The organism is Epilithonimonas sp. (assembly GCF_032054305.1).
Taxonomy (GTDB): Bacteria; Bacteroidota; Bacteroidia; order Flavobacteriales; family Weeksellaceae; genus Epilithonimonas.
The window spans coordinates 12,692-30,536 of record NZ_DAMBSX010000008.1; the positions used below are offsets into that span (position 1 = coordinate 12,692).

General features: G+C 36.7%; 16 protein-coding genes. All 16 read right to left on the minus strand.

What is annotated here, in order from left to right; genetic code table 11:
• The gene (locus RTX21_RS16200) at positions 1-2,520 is read right to left on the minus strand and encodes an ADP-ribosyltransferase (protein WP_312769279.1); all 2,520 of its coding nucleotides are present in this window, start codon (positions 2,518-2,520) and stop codon (positions 1-3) included.
• 107 nt (positions 2,521-2,627) lie between these two features.
• Positions 2,628-3,128, minus strand: a complete 501-nt coding sequence (locus tag RTX21_RS16205) for a M15 family metallopeptidase (protein WP_312769281.1) — start codon at positions 3,126-3,128, stop codon at positions 2,628-2,630.
• A gap of 128 nt (positions 3,129-3,256) precedes the next feature.
• Positions 3,257-4,081 (minus strand): T9SS-dependent choice-of-anchor J family protein, encoded by an 825-nt coding sequence (locus RTX21_RS16210; RefSeq protein ID WP_312769282.1) that lies wholly within the window; start codon positions 4,079-4,081, stop codon positions 3,257-3,259.
• Positions 4,082-4,166: 85 nt separating this feature from the next.
• Positions 4,167-4,805, minus strand: a complete 639-nt coding sequence (locus RTX21_RS16215) for a 50S ribosomal protein L25/general stress protein Ctc (protein WP_312769283.1) — start codon at positions 4,803-4,805, stop codon at positions 4,167-4,169.
• 43 nt (positions 4,806-4,848) lie between these two features.
• The gene (locus tag RTX21_RS16220; RefSeq protein WP_312769284.1) at positions 4,849-5,787 is read right to left on the minus strand and encodes a ribose-phosphate pyrophosphokinase; all 939 of its coding nucleotides are present in this window, start codon (positions 5,785-5,787) and stop codon (positions 4,849-4,851) included.
• Between the two features lie 189 nt (positions 5,788-5,976).
• On the minus strand, positions 5,977-6,387 hold the full coding sequence (locus tag RTX21_RS16225) for a BrxA/BrxB family bacilliredoxin (protein WP_074235805.1): 411 nt from the start codon (positions 6,385-6,387) through the stop codon (positions 5,977-5,979).
• Positions 6,388-6,647: 260 nt separating this feature from the next.
• Complete coding sequence (locus RTX21_RS16230) at positions 6,648-7,094, minus strand: GatB/YqeY domain-containing protein (protein WP_312769289.1); 447 nt, start codon at positions 7,092-7,094, stop codon at positions 6,648-6,650.
• Positions 7,095-7,196: 102 nt separating this feature from the next.
• Positions 7,197-9,098, minus strand: a complete 1,902-nt coding sequence (ftsZ, locus tag RTX21_RS16235; RefSeq protein WP_312769291.1) for a cell division protein FtsZ — start codon at positions 9,096-9,098, stop codon at positions 7,197-7,199.
• Positions 9,099-9,203: 105 nt separating this feature from the next.
• A complete protein-coding gene (ftsA, locus tag RTX21_RS16240) occupies positions 9,204-10,589 on the minus strand; it encodes a cell division protein FtsA (protein WP_312769293.1) in 1,386 nt (461 codons plus the stop codon).
• Positions 10,590-10,692: 103 nt separating this feature from the next.
• On the minus strand, positions 10,693-11,079 hold the full coding sequence (locus RTX21_RS16245) for a GxxExxY protein (protein WP_312769295.1): 387 nt from the start codon (positions 11,077-11,079) through the stop codon (positions 10,693-10,695).
• A gap of 113 nt (positions 11,080-11,192) precedes the next feature.
• Positions 11,193-12,221 carry a cell division protein FtsQ gene (locus tag RTX21_RS16250; protein ID WP_312769297.1) on the minus strand — a complete coding sequence of 343 codons (1,029 nt, stop codon included), beginning with the start codon at positions 12,219-12,221 and terminating at the stop codon, positions 11,193-11,195.
• Between the two features lie 52 nt (positions 12,222-12,273).
• Complete coding sequence (gene murC / locus RTX21_RS16255; RefSeq protein WP_312769299.1) at positions 12,274-13,650, minus strand: UDP-N-acetylmuramate--L-alanine ligase; 1,377 nt, start codon at positions 13,648-13,650, stop codon at positions 12,274-12,276.
• A gap of 7 nt (positions 13,651-13,657) precedes the next feature.
• Positions 13,658-14,119, minus strand: coding sequence for a hypothetical protein (locus RTX21_RS16260; protein WP_312769301.1), 462 nt, complete (start codon positions 14,117-14,119; stop codon positions 13,658-13,660).
• Positions 14,119-15,222: an undecaprenyldiphospho-muramoylpentapeptide beta-N-acetylglucosaminyltransferase gene (murG, locus tag RTX21_RS16265; RefSeq protein WP_312769304.1), complete on the minus strand. Its 1,104-nt coding sequence runs from the start codon at positions 15,220-15,222 to the stop codon at positions 14,119-14,121. Before murG ends, RTX21_RS16260 begins: the two co-directional genes overlap by 1 nt.
• On the minus strand, positions 15,222-16,457 hold the full coding sequence (locus tag RTX21_RS16270) for an FtsW/RodA/SpoVE family cell cycle protein (protein ID WP_312769307.1): 1,236 nt from the start codon (positions 16,455-16,457) through the stop codon (positions 15,222-15,224). The genes murG and RTX21_RS16270 overlap by 1 nt, the downstream gene beginning before the upstream one ends.
• Before the next feature lie 44 nt (positions 16,458-16,501).
• On the minus strand, positions 16,502-17,845 hold the full coding sequence (gene murD / locus RTX21_RS16275) for a UDP-N-acetylmuramoyl-L-alanine--D-glutamate ligase (protein WP_312769308.1): 1,344 nt from the start codon (positions 17,843-17,845) through the stop codon (positions 16,502-16,504).

Here is a 17,845-nt window from a genome sequence, read left to right on the forward strand (position 1 = left end):
TTATTTTTCTTTTAATTTAATTTCTATTATTTTTTTATTTAAATCTAATGGATGGTCTATTTTCTTAACTCCAGTTACATCAAACTGTTTCCCATCTAAAAACATCGCTTCGGATTCTTCTGGCATATCTGAGATTTCTCTCACACTTTTTGCTGTTTTGCCTTCTATCTTCATAATCACGTTGTGTCTTTGGTTCTCCTGCAACCAGTATTTCAGGAAATCATCATAATCTGCTGATGCACTCATAAAGGCTTTCTCTTCGTAAACTCCACCTTCTTTGAACAAAGCTTTCAGCTGGCTTTCTTCCATATAGAAAGAACGATAAAGGGTTTTAACTTTAGAATTCGGGAGCTTGCCAAGTGCTTTTCTCAAAGCATCTGCAAAGGCGTCCAGTTCCCTTAAAACATCTTCATTTGTGATATCTAATACTTTTCTCAGATATTTGTTCAGATTATCATAGGCAGATGTGGTGTAATATCTGATTACGGCTTCTTCTTCAAAATTAATAAATTGTTTCAATAAATGGTATTTTTCCTGAAGGACTTTGCTGTATATATTTACAAATTGCTCGTTTTTCTTGAGGACGGAAAAATTGTATTTCCACTCCAGTAATTCTATCATTTTTTCTCCTTTGAGCCTCCACCAGTCTTTAAAAACTCTCGATAATTCTGCCTTGTTAAAATCCATAATTATCTCGCCTTTGTAGATGCCTGCATAGCTAAACTGGTATTTTCCTTCTCTCACTCCCGATATAAATACTACACCATTTTCCGCCATTTGTTGTCCCATCATTGCATATTCTCTTCCCAAGAAAATCTCCCTAGATTCTAAAATCTTTATCGTGTTTCTTTGGAAGTTGGAGATATTGGTTTCCAGAATGGCTTTCAGAACCAAAGTTTTAAGGTAGGTCTTTGCGCTTCCATCTGCAAGCTTTGTAAGCAATCTTGCGGCACCGGCATAGAAACCGCCAACCAAAGTCAGCCCAGCTATGGCAAAACCTCCCGTTGTGTAGATCTGTTCCCACTTATTCAGAAAATCCTCTCCGCCTTCTATCAGTAAAATCTGCTCACGAAAAGCCTGTATCGTGAGGTCTGCACCTGCCAGTGTGATATCTGCAATAGCCAGAAGAAGGAAATAGGGGTTGCCTGTCGGCAATGTGGCAATACCAATAACCACAGCCAGTAAGTCTGCAGCCATCCGGATATTTTGCATTACCACTTTCCATTCCTCGGCATCTGCCAATGCTTTCATGTAAATAGCGGGAACAAAGTAAGCCTGATCTGTCTCGGCTGATAGGTCTGTGAGATATACCATATCCAAAGGATGGAATTGTGCGCCATCGTCCAAATTGGTTGCTACAGTTTCTGTTGCATTAGGGTCATCTTCTTTTGCTGTAACTTTTATTCTTCGCTCTTCTTCTTTCTGCTGTTGCAAGAAGAAAGTACCCGCATCGGAATTACCAAATCCCAAGATACTTCCCAACTCCCAAAGTTTGGTGTTGATCTTATAACCTTTTCCTATTGTAAAGCTCTTGACAGCTTTATCATCTGTTTTAGAGTATAGACATAGCACCAGCATAATATTGGCAAGGATCATCTTGTTGCTTTGCTGTTTTCCCTCATACTCGCTATTACCATCCAGATTGTAAAAGATCGTATTGAGCTTCTCCGGAAACTTCCTGTAATAATCTGTAATATTTTGTGCTTTCTTCAATGCTTTGAAAATCTGGATAATCGCCGAACTCCCATCTTTAAATCCACTGAAAATCCCGTCTTTATCATATTTTGTAAGAATCTCCAAATGGTTGAAAAACGTTTTGTTCTCAACAGATTTATATAGATTTTCAAGAATAGAGTCTGGAATATTGGTATATAGAAACTTGAGGCGAACAGGGTCGGACTCATTATGCAGTGCATTTGCGAAATTTCTGAGGAAATAAAGATTTGCAGCATCTATCTCCCCAAGATTTCTAAAATTTAAAAAATTGTTCAGATTATAAAGTTCCTGATAAGAATAAGTCTCTAAAACAAATGCTTTTTCATCACTGTCCACATAATGAAATGTCAAACGATAATATATTTTTTGATTTTTGGCATCGATTTGTTGGCTAATGATAACATCTCCTATCTTGAGACTTACATTACCTACCTTTTTACTCCGATAAACTTTTAATCTTATGGTATTATTTTTATTATCTGAGATTGACCTATTCTGGAAATTAGACTTTATATCTTTAATATTATATAAAAACTGAAAATTACCATATTCATTTTTGAAATATTTGATACTGCCAATTAGCATATTCAAATTTACATATTCGTCTGTTTCCCAATCTGTAATATCTGACACAGAAGAGGCAGATTGATCAATGTTGCTCGTTTTTTGTGATGTTTGTTTTGACAGTAACTTGTTTTGCTGAAAAGTATTCGTTAATAATAGACCATCGTAGGCAGATAATAATATTTGCTGGCTTTCCTCATCGAAATCGTCAAAGTCCTTAAAATATTCTTTGTACTTCATGTTTTTAATTTTGGTTAAACAATGTTTTAGAAATTTCTTGCAAGAGTTATTTCTGAGCCAAATGTAGAGGCGGGTGGCGACAAAACTCGTCGTGTTAAAAATTGATTTTAAAAAACAACATAACCATCTTTATCTTTGGGAAGTTTGATGAGGTTTCTCCAAGTGGTTTTGATTTCGGAGGTTTTTGTTTTAATTGATTTCTTTTCGAAATGGGGTAGGTCTTTGAAGGCTTTCCAATTTCCGCCCCAGTCCCAGCCATGCTTGGCAAAGATTTTTACACACTCATACCAATCTGCTACTTTATCATTATCCCAATCTTTTGCCGTATCCCAGCTGGCAGTCTTTCCATCTATGATGAGACAGATATCGACCGCCAAGCCATAATTGTGAATACTTTGTCCTGCTTTTGCATTGGTTACCTTTTTTCCAGGCTTTGTTCTTCCAATCGCATAAAGCTCATCCTGCTCTTTGAAGCTTCGCAAACCTTGGGTAATTCTTATTTTCGCCCTGCCGGTCAATGCAGCGTCACATTCTGCAATGATTTTCTCTACTTCAACCTTTACTTTGGGATGGAGTTTACTGATTCGCTCCTGTGTAATTTTGTCCATTTTCAATTATTTTATTGAGGCAAATCTACCCGAGCACAACGACAAAATCTGACGTAACAAATTAAATTTTGCACAAAAAAAGGCCTCTTTTTCAAGAGACCTTAAATGTATTAAGTTAGCTAAATCAATTATTTTTTGATCAATTTTTTGTTTACAGTTCCGGATTTAGTTTCAATAGAAACATTGTAAACACCTTTCTCCAGATTAGAAACATCAAATTTATCGTTAACTGCTTCCAATTTGGATTTCACAATTTTTCCTGATATGTCATAGACTTTAACCGAAATAATATTATTTGTATTATTAATGGTGAAGTAATCTGCAGTTGGGTTTGGATATAATGTCAGATCTTTTTTGCTTAAATCATTCACTGCCATTAGTGGTACTGTCGTCACATCTATGTCATCTATACTGAGAAGATTTCCATTGGTATAATCATTAACCCAGGCGAGATAAATCGTCTGACCCGCATAAGCAGATAAATCAACGATATAAGGTGAAGTAAGGTCGGCAATAGGAGCATTAACAGCGTGAGCCACAGCCAAGATGTTTGTAAATGAAGCTTTGGCAGTATTGGTCGTAGAAATTTTCAGTTTAAAGCCATCATCATAAGGACTAACATCGTGTGATCTTGCAAAGAACTCAAGAGAAACCTTAGTATTTGCGGGTACAGTGATAGCTGGTGTGATCAGCCATCTATCAGCTGCCGCTACAGTAGTAAACCAAGATGGAGAAGTTGCCACGGTATTTCCTGCTTCAGCGGTCCAGGCAATGGTTCTCCAAGCTGTAGGAAATGCAGTTGCATATGTCCCATATGGCGTATTGGTATCATTATAAAGCGTCCAGCCCGATGCTTGCAAATCTGTAATTTCTTCAAAACTCTCATTATAGATTGAGGTTTGAGCATTGCTCATTGTTGAAGCTAATAGAATAGAAAATAGAATTTTTTTCATAGAATTAAATTATTTAAATATAAAGATATAAAAAAGCCGTAGAAAAATCTACGGCTTAGTATTTATAATATAATAAATTTAATTATTATTCTACAGAAGTTTCTTCGGTTGTAACTTCTGATGCTCCTTCTGTTACTTCTTCATCGTCATCATCTTGTCCTGCTGCTGCATTTTTGCTAGCATTTCTAGACATCTTAACAGCAACTACTACTGCGTTGTCTGGGTGCATGAAAGAATATTTGTCATTTTTAAGACTTTCCACATAGAACTTGTTTCCAATCTTAAGCGCTGTAATATCTACAACGATCTCATCTGGCAAGTTAGCAGGAATCGCTTTTACTTTTAGTTTTCTGAAAGTTTGTCTAAGAACACCACCAGCAACAACACCTTTAGAACGACCTGTGATTCTTACAGGAACCTCCATAATTACTGGCTTATCATCAGATAATCTGTAGAAGTCTGCGTGAATGATTTTGTCTGTAATTGGGTGAAACTGAATATCCTGAAGAACTGCAGGAATTACCTGTCCGTCAACCTCAATAGATACCGTGTGTGCTTCAGGAGTATAAACCAAACCTTTGAACGCTTTCTCTTCTGCAGAGAAGTTCAATGGCTCGCCACCTCCGTAAACAACACAAGGAACTAATTCAGCATCACGTAAAGCTTTTGTCGACTTTTTGCCCACGCTTTCTCTTTTTGTACCTTGAATTGTAATAGATTTCATTTTGTATAAAATTATTTTAAGGGTGCAAAGATATTAATTTTTTTTAAATAATAAACTTCTCACTTATAGATTTGTGTTCGTGTACCATATTCATCACGTCAGCAAATAATTCTGCGCAGGAAAGTACTCGGATCTTTGAAGATTTCTCAGTTTTTTGTGGAATAGAATCTGTGACAATCACTTCCAGAAGTTGAGAATTTTCAATATTCTCATAAGCTTTGCCAGAAAGAACACCATGCGTCGCCATTGCTCTCACAGATTTTGCGCCTTTTTCCATAAGGATATCAGCGGCTTTGCAAAGTGTTCCAGCGGTGTCAATCATATCATCGATAAGAATAACGTTCTTATCTTTAACATCACCAATCAGGAACATCTCCTCAACAACATTCGCTTTTTTTCTTTCTTTATAACAGATTACAACGTCTGCTCCAAGATGTCCTGCATAATTTTTTGCTCTTTTTGCACCTCCCATATCCGGAGAAGCAATCGTCAAATTATCAAGCGCAAGCGATTGAATATATTGTACAAAAATCGTAGAAGCATACAGATGGTCAACCGGAATCTCGAAGAAACCTTGGATTTGGTCGGCGTGCAAATCCATTGTCATAATTCTGGTTGCTCCCGCCGCAGTCAAAAGATTGGCAACCAATTTTGCCCCGATAGGCGCTCTTGGCTTGTCTTTTCTATCTTGCCTCGCCAAACCGTAATATGGAATTACTACTGTAATGTTTTTGGCAGATGCTCTTTTCGCTGCATCTATCATCAATAACAATTCCAACAAATTATCCGCTGGTGGAAACGTAGAAGCGATAAGGAAAACACGGCTTCCTCTTACAGATTGTTCCAAAACCGGTTCAAATTCTCCGTCGCTGAAATGCTGAATATTAATTTGCCCTAATGGCTGCCCATAAGCCTGAGCGATTTTTTCTGCCAACTCGTGGCTGGTTCTTGTAGAAAACAAATAACTTGCTTGATCCGACATTTTTACTTTTTTGCAAATTTAAAAAATAATGAAAAGTCTGAAAGCCTATTTCTGAACTTTTCATAAATAGATTTATATTTTTTATTAGAAATGATGTTCTATTGCCCTTCATCATTGGATTCTCAAGAAAATCCCAAGAATGATTTCATAAAAAAGACCAAAACATTTCTATTTTGGTCTTTCTTTTTATTAACAGTACTCGTCAAAAGCGGCCTGAAGATTCGCAGCAATGGCGCCTGCAGGATTACCTTCGATGTGGTGTCTTTCTAACATATGCACCAACTCGCCGTCCTTGAAAAGCGCTACAGCTGGCGAACTTGGAGGGAAGGGTGCAAGCAATCTTCTAGCTTCTGCAACCGCATCTGTATCAAATCCTGCGAAAGCTGTTACCAAATGGTCCGGCTTCTTCTCGCCTGTCAAAGAGTACAAAACGCCTGGTCTCGCTGCTCCTGCCGCACATCCGCAAACAGAGTTGATTACTAATAATGTTGTTCCGCTTTGTTTAAGCGCTTCGTCAACTTGTGCTGGTGTTGTAAGGTCTGCAAACCCTTTATCTGTAAGTTCTGCCTTCATTGGCAATACTAAATCTGCTGGATACATATTAAATATATTTTAGGTTAATTCGAATTGCAAATTTAATCAAATAATATTTTGATTATCTTATTTATCATTCTATTAAAATCATTCCGAAAATCTATTGAGACAGTTTGACCGATTTTACAACAAAAAACCTTGAATCCGAAAATTCAAGGTTTAATCAAATCGATATGCAAATTAAGTATATCCTTTTTGGTTGTTAGTTTTTGGTTGATTGTTGATAGAAATCCCATCAACCGACAACCATCAACCAACAACAAATTTTAAGAAAGTAGCTTCTTAACCATTTCGGAAATGCTCTTTCCGTCAGACTTTCCGGCTAATGCTTTAGACGCAACGCCCATTACTTTTCCTAAATCTTTAATTGACTGCGCACCAGTTTCAGAAATGATTTTCTTGATTTCTGATTCCAATTCTTCGGCAGACAATTGTTTTGGAAGAAATTTCTCAATGATTTTTGATTGAGCTTCCTCCACTTCAGCAAGGTCAGTTCTTCCCTGAGCCGTAAATTGGTCGTAGGAATCTTTTCTCTGCTTTATCATTCTTTGCAAAATCGCAATCTCTTGTTCTGCTGAAACTTCTGCACCTCTGGCTTCGGTTTGCAACAAAATAATTTGCGCTTTTACAGCACGAAGAGAATCCAAAGCCACACGGTCTTTTTCTCTCATCGCAGTTTTTATTGCTTCGCTTATTATAGTTTCTAAACTCATTTTGTTTGTATTAATGTAAAAGGTATTAATGTATTTATGATTAAAATGTAAAACGAAATTCTTTATCGTTAATACATTCTACGTGAATACATCAGTACAATTTTAGTCAACATCTTTGTTAAGAAAACGGTTTTCTCTCAACTGCATACTTCCATTATTATCAGACAAATAAGTGTTGATATTCTGGTCAGATGCATTAGAACCATCGATATTGATGTTCTTTCTTTTGAAAGCTGGAACTGTTTCGAAAACATTCTCATTATCCAATTGCTGATAACGGGAATTGAATTCTCTCAACTTGTTTCTTCTTTCCATTGCTTTTGAAGAATCCGGAGTTTTGTTGAAGAACGTGAATCCGCTTTCAGTTTCCTGAACTGGCTCAAACTTCTTTTCTTCTACAATTTCTTCCTTAGTTTCTACAGCGAAAGAAAATTTTGTTGGCTCTTCAATTTCCTCGATAATTTCGTTAACGATTTCTTCTCTGATTGGCGTTTCTTCAATTACGGAATCTTTGATTTCAGAAATAACTTGCTTTTCAATTACAGGAAATTCTTCTTCAACAGCAGGTTCATTGATTGTGAAAGTCACTTCAACAGGCTTCTCAATTCCTTCTTCTTTAAAAGATGCTTTTGGCTTGTCCTCCACTTCGAAAGAAAAAGATTGTGCTTCCAAATCTACTTCTTCGTAAGTTTCTTCCTCGAAAGTGAAAAGGTTATATTCTTGCTTTCCGTTGTTCGAATTATAATCATTTGAGAAATCTTGGATTCCCTCATTTTCGATGATTTCGATTTCTGTTATTGGCTCTTCTATAAGGCTTTCTGCAACCGAATTGGTTGGAAAATTAGAAGTTCCAAAATCGTCATCATCTTCTAAACGAAAAAAATTCTTTCCCGATTCTGTCTGTTGTTTAGTTTCTTCCTGAGCTCTGCTTTTGAACGGAGATTCTCTATGTCTGGAAGGACTTGGTCTGTCTTCCAAAGAATATTTAATCGTCTCAGTTACTCCAGAATGTTTTTTGTTATCGTTTGAAAAACCAGTTGCAATAACCAAAACGCTTACTGCATCGCCCAATTCTTCATCAGAACCAACTCCAAAAATAATGTCAGCCGTATTTCCAGCTTCTTTCTGGATGTGGTCCATAATCACACCGATTTCGTCCATCGTTACCTCAGTTGCACCGCTTCTGATTAGCAATAAAACGTTTTTCGCACCAGTGATTTTGTTGTCATTCAATAACGGAGAATCCAATGCTTTTTTAACTGCTTCTTCCGCTTTATTTTCGCCACTAGCAATTCCAGTTGACATCAATGCTGTTCCGGAATTAGCCAAAACAGATTTAGCATCACGGAAGTCAATATTAACATCGAAATAACCTGTAATAACTTCTGCCATTCCTTTTGCAGCGTTAGTCAAAACTTCATCGGCTTTTGAGAATCCTTGTTTGAAACCAAGATTTCCGAATTGCTGTCTTAATTTATCATTATTAATGACAATCAAAGAATCAACATTATTTCTTAATTTTTCCAAACCTAATTCCGCTTGGTCCAATCTTCTTTTTCCTTCAAAACTAAAAGGTACGGTTACGATTCCCACAGTAAGAATCCCCATTTCCTTAGCCACTTTTGCAATCACAGGCGCAGCACCGGTTCCAGTTCCACCGCCCATTCCTGCAGTGATGAAAACCATTTTGGTGTTTTGTCCCATCGCCGCTTTGATATCGTCGATACTTTCAATAGCTGCTTTTTCTCCAACTTCTGGGTCAGCTCCTGCGCCAAGCCCTTCCGTCATCGTTACTCCTAACTGAACTTTATTAGAAACCGGATTATTATCCAAAGTCTGAGCATCTGTATTACAAATCACGAAATCTACACCGTAGATTCCTTTCTCGTACATATGTTTCAGCGCATTGTTTCCACCGCCACCAACACCGATAACTTTGATGATAGCGGAATTCCCTTTTGGAAGGTCAAATGAAAATCCTTGTGTATTATTTATATTGTCCATAGTATGTTATTTTTTAAATTTTGTTAAATCGTTAAATCGTTGATATGCAAAATTGGCTTTTGCTGGTTTTACGATTCCACGATTCCGCGATTTTACAATTATTAATTACTCTTCTACTTCCTCGAAGAATTTTTTCACTTTATCCATTAGAGACTGTCCGAAAGTCGGTTTGTTCCTTCTGGCTTCTTCTTTTGGTTTTGCAACTTCTTCTATCTGCTGAACAACCTGTTGAGGTTTCTCCACTTCTGCAGTTGGCTGAGGTGCAACCGGTTCTGCCTTAGCTACAGCTTCTTCGATAATTTCTTCTTCTGTAGGAAGGATTCTTTTATCTCGGATTTTAAGGCTTTCCATCAACAAACCGATGGACGTTGCAAATTCCGGTCCTTTCAGATATTGGTTTTTGTCATTTGCCACATATTCATTAGCGAAACCAATTCTGCTGTCGAAACCTGTTGTGTAATTCGCCAACTGACGAAGGTTTCTCAAGTTGGAACCACCTCCAGTCAAAACGATTCCTGCAATCAGTTTTTTCTTTTGTTCGAATGCACCGTAAGCCTTTAATTCAGTATTTACCATTTCAAGAATTTCTTCAACTCTTGCATTGATAATCTGAGCTAAAACTTTCAACGAAATCTCTTTATCCGGACGTCCGTGCAATCCTGGAATTGTAACATACGTACTGTCTTTTTCTAATTCCGGAACAGACGAACCGAACTTCACTTTCAGTTGTTCTGCGTGTTTCTCGATGATTGAGCATCCTTCCTTAATATCATCAGTGATAATTCCTCCGCCGTAAGGAATCACGCAAGTATGACGAATGATGTTGTCTTTGAAAATTGCGATATCCGTAGTTCCACCACCGATATCAACAATTGCAACACCAGCTTCTTTTTCTTCTTTAGTCAGAACCGCTTCAGACGATGCCAAAGGTTCCAAGGTCAAAGCTTCCATCTCCAGACCAGCTTCACGAACGCATCTTGCAATGTTTCTGATAGAACCCATCTGTCCCACAACAACGTGGAAATTAGCCTCTAATCTTTTGCCGTGCATTCCGACTGGTTCCTGGATTTCGCCTTCAGAATCAACTTTGTATTCCTGAGGCAAAACGTGGATGATTTCTTCTCCAGGCAACATTACCAATTTCTTTACCTGGTCTTTTAGTTTCTCGATATCATCTTCTGTGATGTATCTATCCGGATGCTCCCTCATTATATAATCCGAATGTTGGAGAGAACGGATATGTTTTCCTGCAATTCCCACAGTTACCTTATGGATAGGAACACCAGCGCTGGATTGCGCTTCTGCAACTGCAGTTTTGATGGAATTGATGGTTTGGGAAATGTTGTTCACGATTCCTTTGTGAACACCAAGACTTTTAGCCTTCCCAACGCCCAGGATTTCGATTTTCCCGTGAGCGTTACGTCTTCCGACAATGGCGACAATCTTAGTTGTCCCAATGTCCAGACCTACTGAATACTCTTGATTTTCCATTATATGCTCGATTTGATTTTTTATTCTAATTTTTTTAACACAAAGTGCACTAAGTTTTTTTATTTTTTAGTTCACAAAGGCGCTTCGCTTATATAAGTTTTACTTAATCTATTATATATCCGTTTACAACTCTTCTTATTCCTGTTTTAAATAATTTTGAATTGAAGTTCAACAATAATCCTAATTTATAATCACCTAATTTCAGATAATTCAGAAGTTGTGCTGAATTAAAATCATTAAGTATTTCTTGTGCTTTTATTTCTAATACTACCTTATTTTCTACTATTAAATCAATTTTAAAGGCATTTTCAACTTTCAAACCTTCATAATTGATTGACAACAACTTTTGCCTTTCTACATTCAATCCTCTATTTTTCAATTCAAATTCCAAACATTGTTCATAAACTGTTTCATATAAACCCATCCCCAATTTGCGATGAACTTTTAAGCCGGAATCAATAACAATTTTTGATAATTCGTTTTCATTCATTTGTGTGTTTATTGTTTTTAAATCATTTGTCTTTTCTGAGCGAAGCGCCTTTGTGAACAATATTTTCAATATTAAAAATAATCTTCGTGCGCTTTGTGTTCAATTCTACATTGTTACTCTACTACTACTTTTGCTTTTTTCTTTTTATCAGAAGACGATTTGGAAGATGTCTCCTTTTTCTTTTCCGAAGTTTTTTTCGGTTCAGATTTCTTCTCTACTTTTTTCGGTTTCGAAGTTTCTTTCTTTGCTTCTGATTTCTTAGGTTCAGCTTTTTTTATTTCTTTCTTCGATTCCAGTTTGGGTTCCGCTTTTTTAGTTTCTGTTTTTGCCGGAACTGATGCTAAAAGTTGCGTCGGTTTTTCTTCTGGTTTTGCGATTTCAATTTTTGGTGCATTTCTCAGAATACTGTCGTTTTCTTTGAAATAAGGATTCAGTGTGGTTACAATCTGATTATTGTATTTGACCGAAATCTTTTTGTACTTATTCGGATTCTGATAAACCAGATATTTCTCTACAAAAGTTTTAAATCCTTTAACCTTGAAATCAATATTATCTAAATCTCCAATCTCAACTTTGTAATTTCCATCGCTTGTCAGAAGATTATAATTGTCTTTTTCTTTTTTGATTCCGATGAAATATTTTTTGCTGAAATCATCTTTGTCAATTTTCTCAACCAATTGGCCCAGTTCCTGATATTCCGAAGCTTCAACATCGCCCATTACCAACATACACGGATAAGAAAAGTTTCTCGAAATCGGGAATTCTACACCTTTTTCATCCACATAAAAATCTTTTCCGTTTTTGTTCAATCTAAAAATCGGAATGCGTTGTTTGATATCGACATTCAGATTTCCGTTCAGATTCATATAAACATTAGCACTGTCAACAAATGGAATCTCATTAATCTTCTTCTCCAATTCCGGAATCTTAACATCGCCAATCTTTTTCGTTGGATTAAATTGCTTTACCAAATCTTTGATATCCTTCTCATCTACAAAATAAACCGGCGTTTTGGTCTGGTTCATATTGATAGATACGTTCTCCATCTTAGCATTGTTGAAACGCTTCAACGAGAAACTGAGCAGAAATCCAAAAAGGACGACTGTTACCAATATCTTCAATATTCTCCACTTGTTTTTCATATTATTTTGTATAAAGTACAATGTATTCTGTACAAAGTATTTTTTTAAATTTTTAGTTATTAACTTTTAATTCGAGATTTGGAAGCCATTCTACAATTCCGTCGTAGAGTGTATCGATATTTCCTGCTCCAACGGTTAGAAGAATATCAAAATTTCTTTCTTTTATTTTTTCAAAAGTCTCTTGCAACGTGCAAACTTCTTTATTCTCTGTTTCGATTTTTTCTGCCAACCAAGTTGATGTGATGCCTTCAAAATTTTCCTGAAGTTCTCTAGCAGGATAAATGTCCAACAACAACAAATCATCTCCATTTTCCAGACTTCTAGCGAAATCCTCAGCAAAATCTCTCGTTCTGCTGAACAAATGCGGTTGGAAAACCACCAGCAATTTTTTGGTCGGATAGAAAGTTTTTATTGAACCAATGACTGCATTCAGCTCTGTTGGATGATGCGCATAATCATCGATATAGATTTTTCCATTATCGAAAATATGTTTTGTATATCTTCTCTTGATGCCTTTGAAACTGGCAATAGCTTTTTTCAAAGTCTCAAAATCAACACCCAAATTGCTCAGAATTGCCAAAGCAACGGTTGCATTTTCAACATTGTGAATTCCCGGAATTTCCCAAACAAAATCTTCAATTTCCTGCGTTGGCGTATGAAAATCGAAATAGATTTTATCGTGGTTCATTCTCAGGTTATCGGAATAATAATCCGCCTCCTCATTCACAGCATAAGTTTTGTGTCCTCTTCCGATTGCAATTCCTTTTCTCACAAATAGTTGATTATCATTTGGAACCAAACCTGCAAACTGACGGAAACCATCTTCTATCTGAACTCGGTCTCCATAAATATCCAAATGGTCAGCATCAATCGAGGTTACAACTGCCCAATCCGGAGAAAGATTCAAGAAACTTCTGTCGTATTCATCCGCTTCGACTACAGAAAACTGGTTACCGTTGTAATCGAAATTCGATTTGAAATTCTCAGAAATTCCGCCTAAAAATGCAGATGAAGGAAGATTTGCTTCTTTGCACAAATGCGCAATCAAAGTAGAAGTGGTTGTCTTTCCGTGTGTTCCAGCAACAGCGATACAATCTGTATTTTCAGTAATCAGCCCCAAAACTTTTGCTCGTTTCAGGATGACGAAACCTTCGCTGGTTAAGTAATCCAAAATTGACAATTTCTTAATTGCAGGTGTATAAATAACCAAAGTTGATTCTTTATCCAACGCTACAATTTTCTCATCAATCACATCTTCAAACGTAATATCAATGCCCTCAAAACCGATTTGAGCCGTCAGTTTTGTTGGCGTTTTATCATAACCCAAAACATTTTTGCCGTTAGCGTGAAAATACCGCGCCAGCGCACTCATCCCAATCCCACCGATGCCGATGAAATAGAAGTTTTGATATTTATTTAAGATGCTCATTTAATTCTTATCTTTTTGACTTTGATGCTCTGTATCTTGGAATACTGATTCTTTCCAACATATTATTATCTCTGTAAATATTGACTCTCACAGATTGTACACTGTCGTTTTTAGAACCTTTGGCTTTGAAAATAAAATAATCCAAAAAGTCCTTCGGAGAATAATTTGATTTTGCCTCACTCAGTTCTCCAATCGTGATTGTTCCGTATTTGCTTTCGTAATATTCACAGCTTTTTTTAAAACTTTCCGGAGTCAATTTATTCTTGAAATTGACATCCATTTTATAACCTTGAAACTCCGAATAATCCTGCTTTTCACATTTAGCAAAATAATCTGTTGCGAAGTTTTTTACTAATTTGATTCTTTCCGCACTTCTATTTTTTCCTTTCAAGTCAGGTCGATATTTTGATGCGCAGGAAACTGTCATCAACATCGAAAAAACTATACTTAAAATATAAAAACACTTCACTATTTAATTACTTTAAAAATCTCATCCACAATACCTTCCGCAGCTTTTGGCTTTGCAAAAAATTCCAGATTAGCTGACATCTCCTTTCTAAGATTTTCATTCTCACAGATTTCTGAAAGTGTATTCCAGAATTTGTCATTCATCTCAGAATCTTTGACTATTCTTGCCGCATTTTTCTCAACCAGAGTCAAAGCATTCTTGGTTTGATGGTCTTCCGCCGCAAATGGAAACGGAACCAGCAAAACCGGTTTTTTCGCAATCGCCAATTCGGAAATCGCAATCGCGCCAGCTCTGGAAACAATCACATCTGCTGCTGAATAAGCCAAAGCCATATCAGAAATAAATTCTCTAATCTGGATTTGGTTGTTAGTTGACAGTTGGTGGTTGTCTGAAATTTCTTTAAAATTTGTTTTCCCAGTCTGCCAGATGAGTTGGTAATCTTTTTCCTTTAGTTTATCTAAATTGTCTTTCCATCCGTTGTTCAGAGTTCTGGAACCCAATGAACCTCCGACTGAAAGAATCGTTAATTTATTTTTATCTAAGCCTAATTTTTCTTTAGCTGAATCTTTATCAATCAAATCCGTGATGATATTTTGACGGATTGGATTTCCTAAGAAATAAGTTTTCGTTCTGTGGAAAAATTTTTCCATATCCGGATAAGCTGTAAAAACAGCTTTCGCCTTTTTTGCATTGAAAACATTCGTCTTTCCTGGCAAAGAATTCTGCTCCTGAATAAAAGTCGGAATTCCCATTTTCGAAGCGATATACAAAGCTGGTCCACTTGCAAAACCGCCAGTTCCAACTGCAAAATCTGGGTTGAAATCTTTGATGATTTTTTTAGCTTTCATCAAGCTGGAAATGATTTTAAACGGCAGTCCGATATTCTTTAGAAGATTTCCTCTGTCGAATCCGGCGATGTTCAATCCTTCGATTTTGAAACCTGCTTGAGGAACTTTTTCCATTTCCATTTTTCCGTTGGCACCAATGAACAAAAACTCCGCATCGGGAAATCTTTTCTGGATTTCCTGAGCAATCGCAACCGCCGGAAAGATGTGTCCACCTGTTCCGCCACCGCTGAGTAATATTTTTAGTTTTTTGCTCATTAAGCTATATCATTTATTTCTTCCAAACTCTGTCTTTTGCCCAAACCTTCTTCATCATAAACCTGAATTCTAGAACTTACATTCAGGATAATTCCTAACTGAATATAGGTAACTAACATTGATGTTCCACCGTAACTTATCAATGGTAAAGGTTGTCCTGTAACCGGAATCAGATTCACGGCAACGGCAATGTTTACTGATAATTGGACAAAAATCATCAGTCCAATCGCCAGCACCAGCAACGAGCCGAAAAAAGCAGGCATTTTACTGGCTATCATCACAATCCTGATAATCATTATCATATAAAGGCTAACCAGAACGAAAGCCCCAATCCAGCCGTATTCTTCCACAATAATTGCAAAAATAAAATCAGAAACCGACTGCGGTAATGTCTGTTTCAAAGCACTTTTCCCTGGTCCTATCCCGTTGAATCCGCCGTGAACAATCGCGGCTTTTGCCTGCATCACCTGATAGTTTTTGGCTTTGATACTTTCATCCTCAACATCAGCTGTTTTCTTTGAACTTGTAAAGGTTTCGATACGGCTCATCCACGTGTGAACACGGTTTCCGCCGATTAAATTGGTGTTCAGTGCAATGACTAAAAACATCACAATGAAAACCACAGAAAGCGAGATGAATCCCGCTACATATTGCCAAGCTAATTGTCCGATAATCAAGATGATAATTGACACCATCATAATCATCAAAGCTGTAGAACCGTTGTCTTTCGCAACCAATCCGAAAACCAATAATATCGGTCCGAAAATGTAAACGATATTCTCAATCGGAACTCTTTCTCTTTTGATTTTTTTGGTTAAATATCTGCACAAATAGATAATTAGCATCAAATAAGCGAATGACGAAGGCTGAAAAGAAATCGGAGTTCCGGGAATCTTTAGCCAACGCGAAGCACTTGCACCTTCAATCTTTTGTCCTGTGAACATTGTAATTAACAATAATCCAATCGTGAACAAAAGTAGAATGGAACTCAGTTTTCCGATATATTCGTACTTAACTGTTCCAACGAAACGCATAATTCCCAAACCAATGAATACGAAAACAATATGCTTGAAAACGTGACCGGTTGTGGTCCCGTTGTTCACGATATATTCCAGATTCGAACTGGCGGAATAAACCGGAAATACGGAAAGGAAGGAAATCAAAATGATAACCGACCAAAGGACTTTGTCGCCTTTCAGTAGCTCGAATTTGTTTTCTGTAGTTTGGTTTTCCATCTTATAATGAATAATTAAAAATGAATAATGAACATTTTTAATTATTAATTGTTAATTATTAACTCGTTTAATACTTCTTCTTTGAATTGATTTCCTCGGTCCTCATAACCATTAAACAAATCAAAACTTGCGCAACAAGGCGACAATAAAACCACATCTCCTTTTTCTGCAATCGATTTTGAAACTTCTACTGCCTGATGCATACTGGAAGTGTCATAAATCTGCGTTTTTTTGCCTTTGAAGAACTCAATAATTTTAGAATTATCAATTCCTAAACAGACAATGGCTTTTACTTTTTTCTTGACTAATTCTTCGATTTCTGTATAATCGTTGCCTTTGTCTTTTCCGCCAACAATCCAAATAACTGGCTGTTTCATACTTTCCAAAGCAAAATAAGTCGCATTCACATTTGTTGCCTTACTGTCGTTGATGAACTTCACACCTCTAATTTCAGCTACAGGTTCCAATCTGTGTTCCACCGCTTGGAAGGTCATCAATGAATGCCTGATGCTTTCATTGCTGATTTCCAACAACTTTCCGGCGATACTTGCCGCTAAGCTATTCGCTACATTATGTTTTCCAACCAATGATAATTCGTCAATATTCATTGTGAATCCTTCATTGATATTGACAATAAAATTCTCATCAATCGAGAAAGCGCCTTTTTCTAATCTTTCATTCAAAGAAAACGGAACCTTGGTCACTTTCAAATCCAGTTTTTCAAGAATCGATTTGCTCATTTCGTCATCTTTATTGTAGATGAAAAAATTATTAGCATCCTGATTTTCAGCAATTCTGAATTTAGCCAAAGCATATTCTTCATAATTGTAATTGTACTGGTCAAGATGATCTTTTGACAAATTCAATAACAATGAAATATATGGTCTAAAGTTTTGAATATCATCCAACTGGAAACTACTCACTTCCAACACATAATAGTCAAAATTCTCTTCTGCAACCTGTTTTGCAAAGCTCTTCCCGATATTTCCACCCAATCCAACATTGAATCCATCTTCTTTCAGGATGTAATAAATTAAAGACGTTGTTGTCGTTTTTCCATTACTTCCTGTAATCGCAATAATTTTTGCATTGGTAAATTCCGAAGCAAATTCAATTTCAGAAGACAATCTGATTCCTTTCTCCTGAATCTTTTGGACCATTTCCGCCTTCTTAGGAATTCCGGGGCTTTTTATGACCCAATCGGCATTCAGAATTTTTTCTTCAGAATGTGTTTCATCTTCATAGTCAATCCCAAGCTCGTCCAATTCTTTTTTGTAATTCTCACGGATAGTTCCCATATCCGAAAGAAAGACATCAAAGCCTTTGGCTTTTGCCAGATACGCCGCACCAACGCCGCTTTCGCCTCCTCCAAGTATTACTACTCTCAT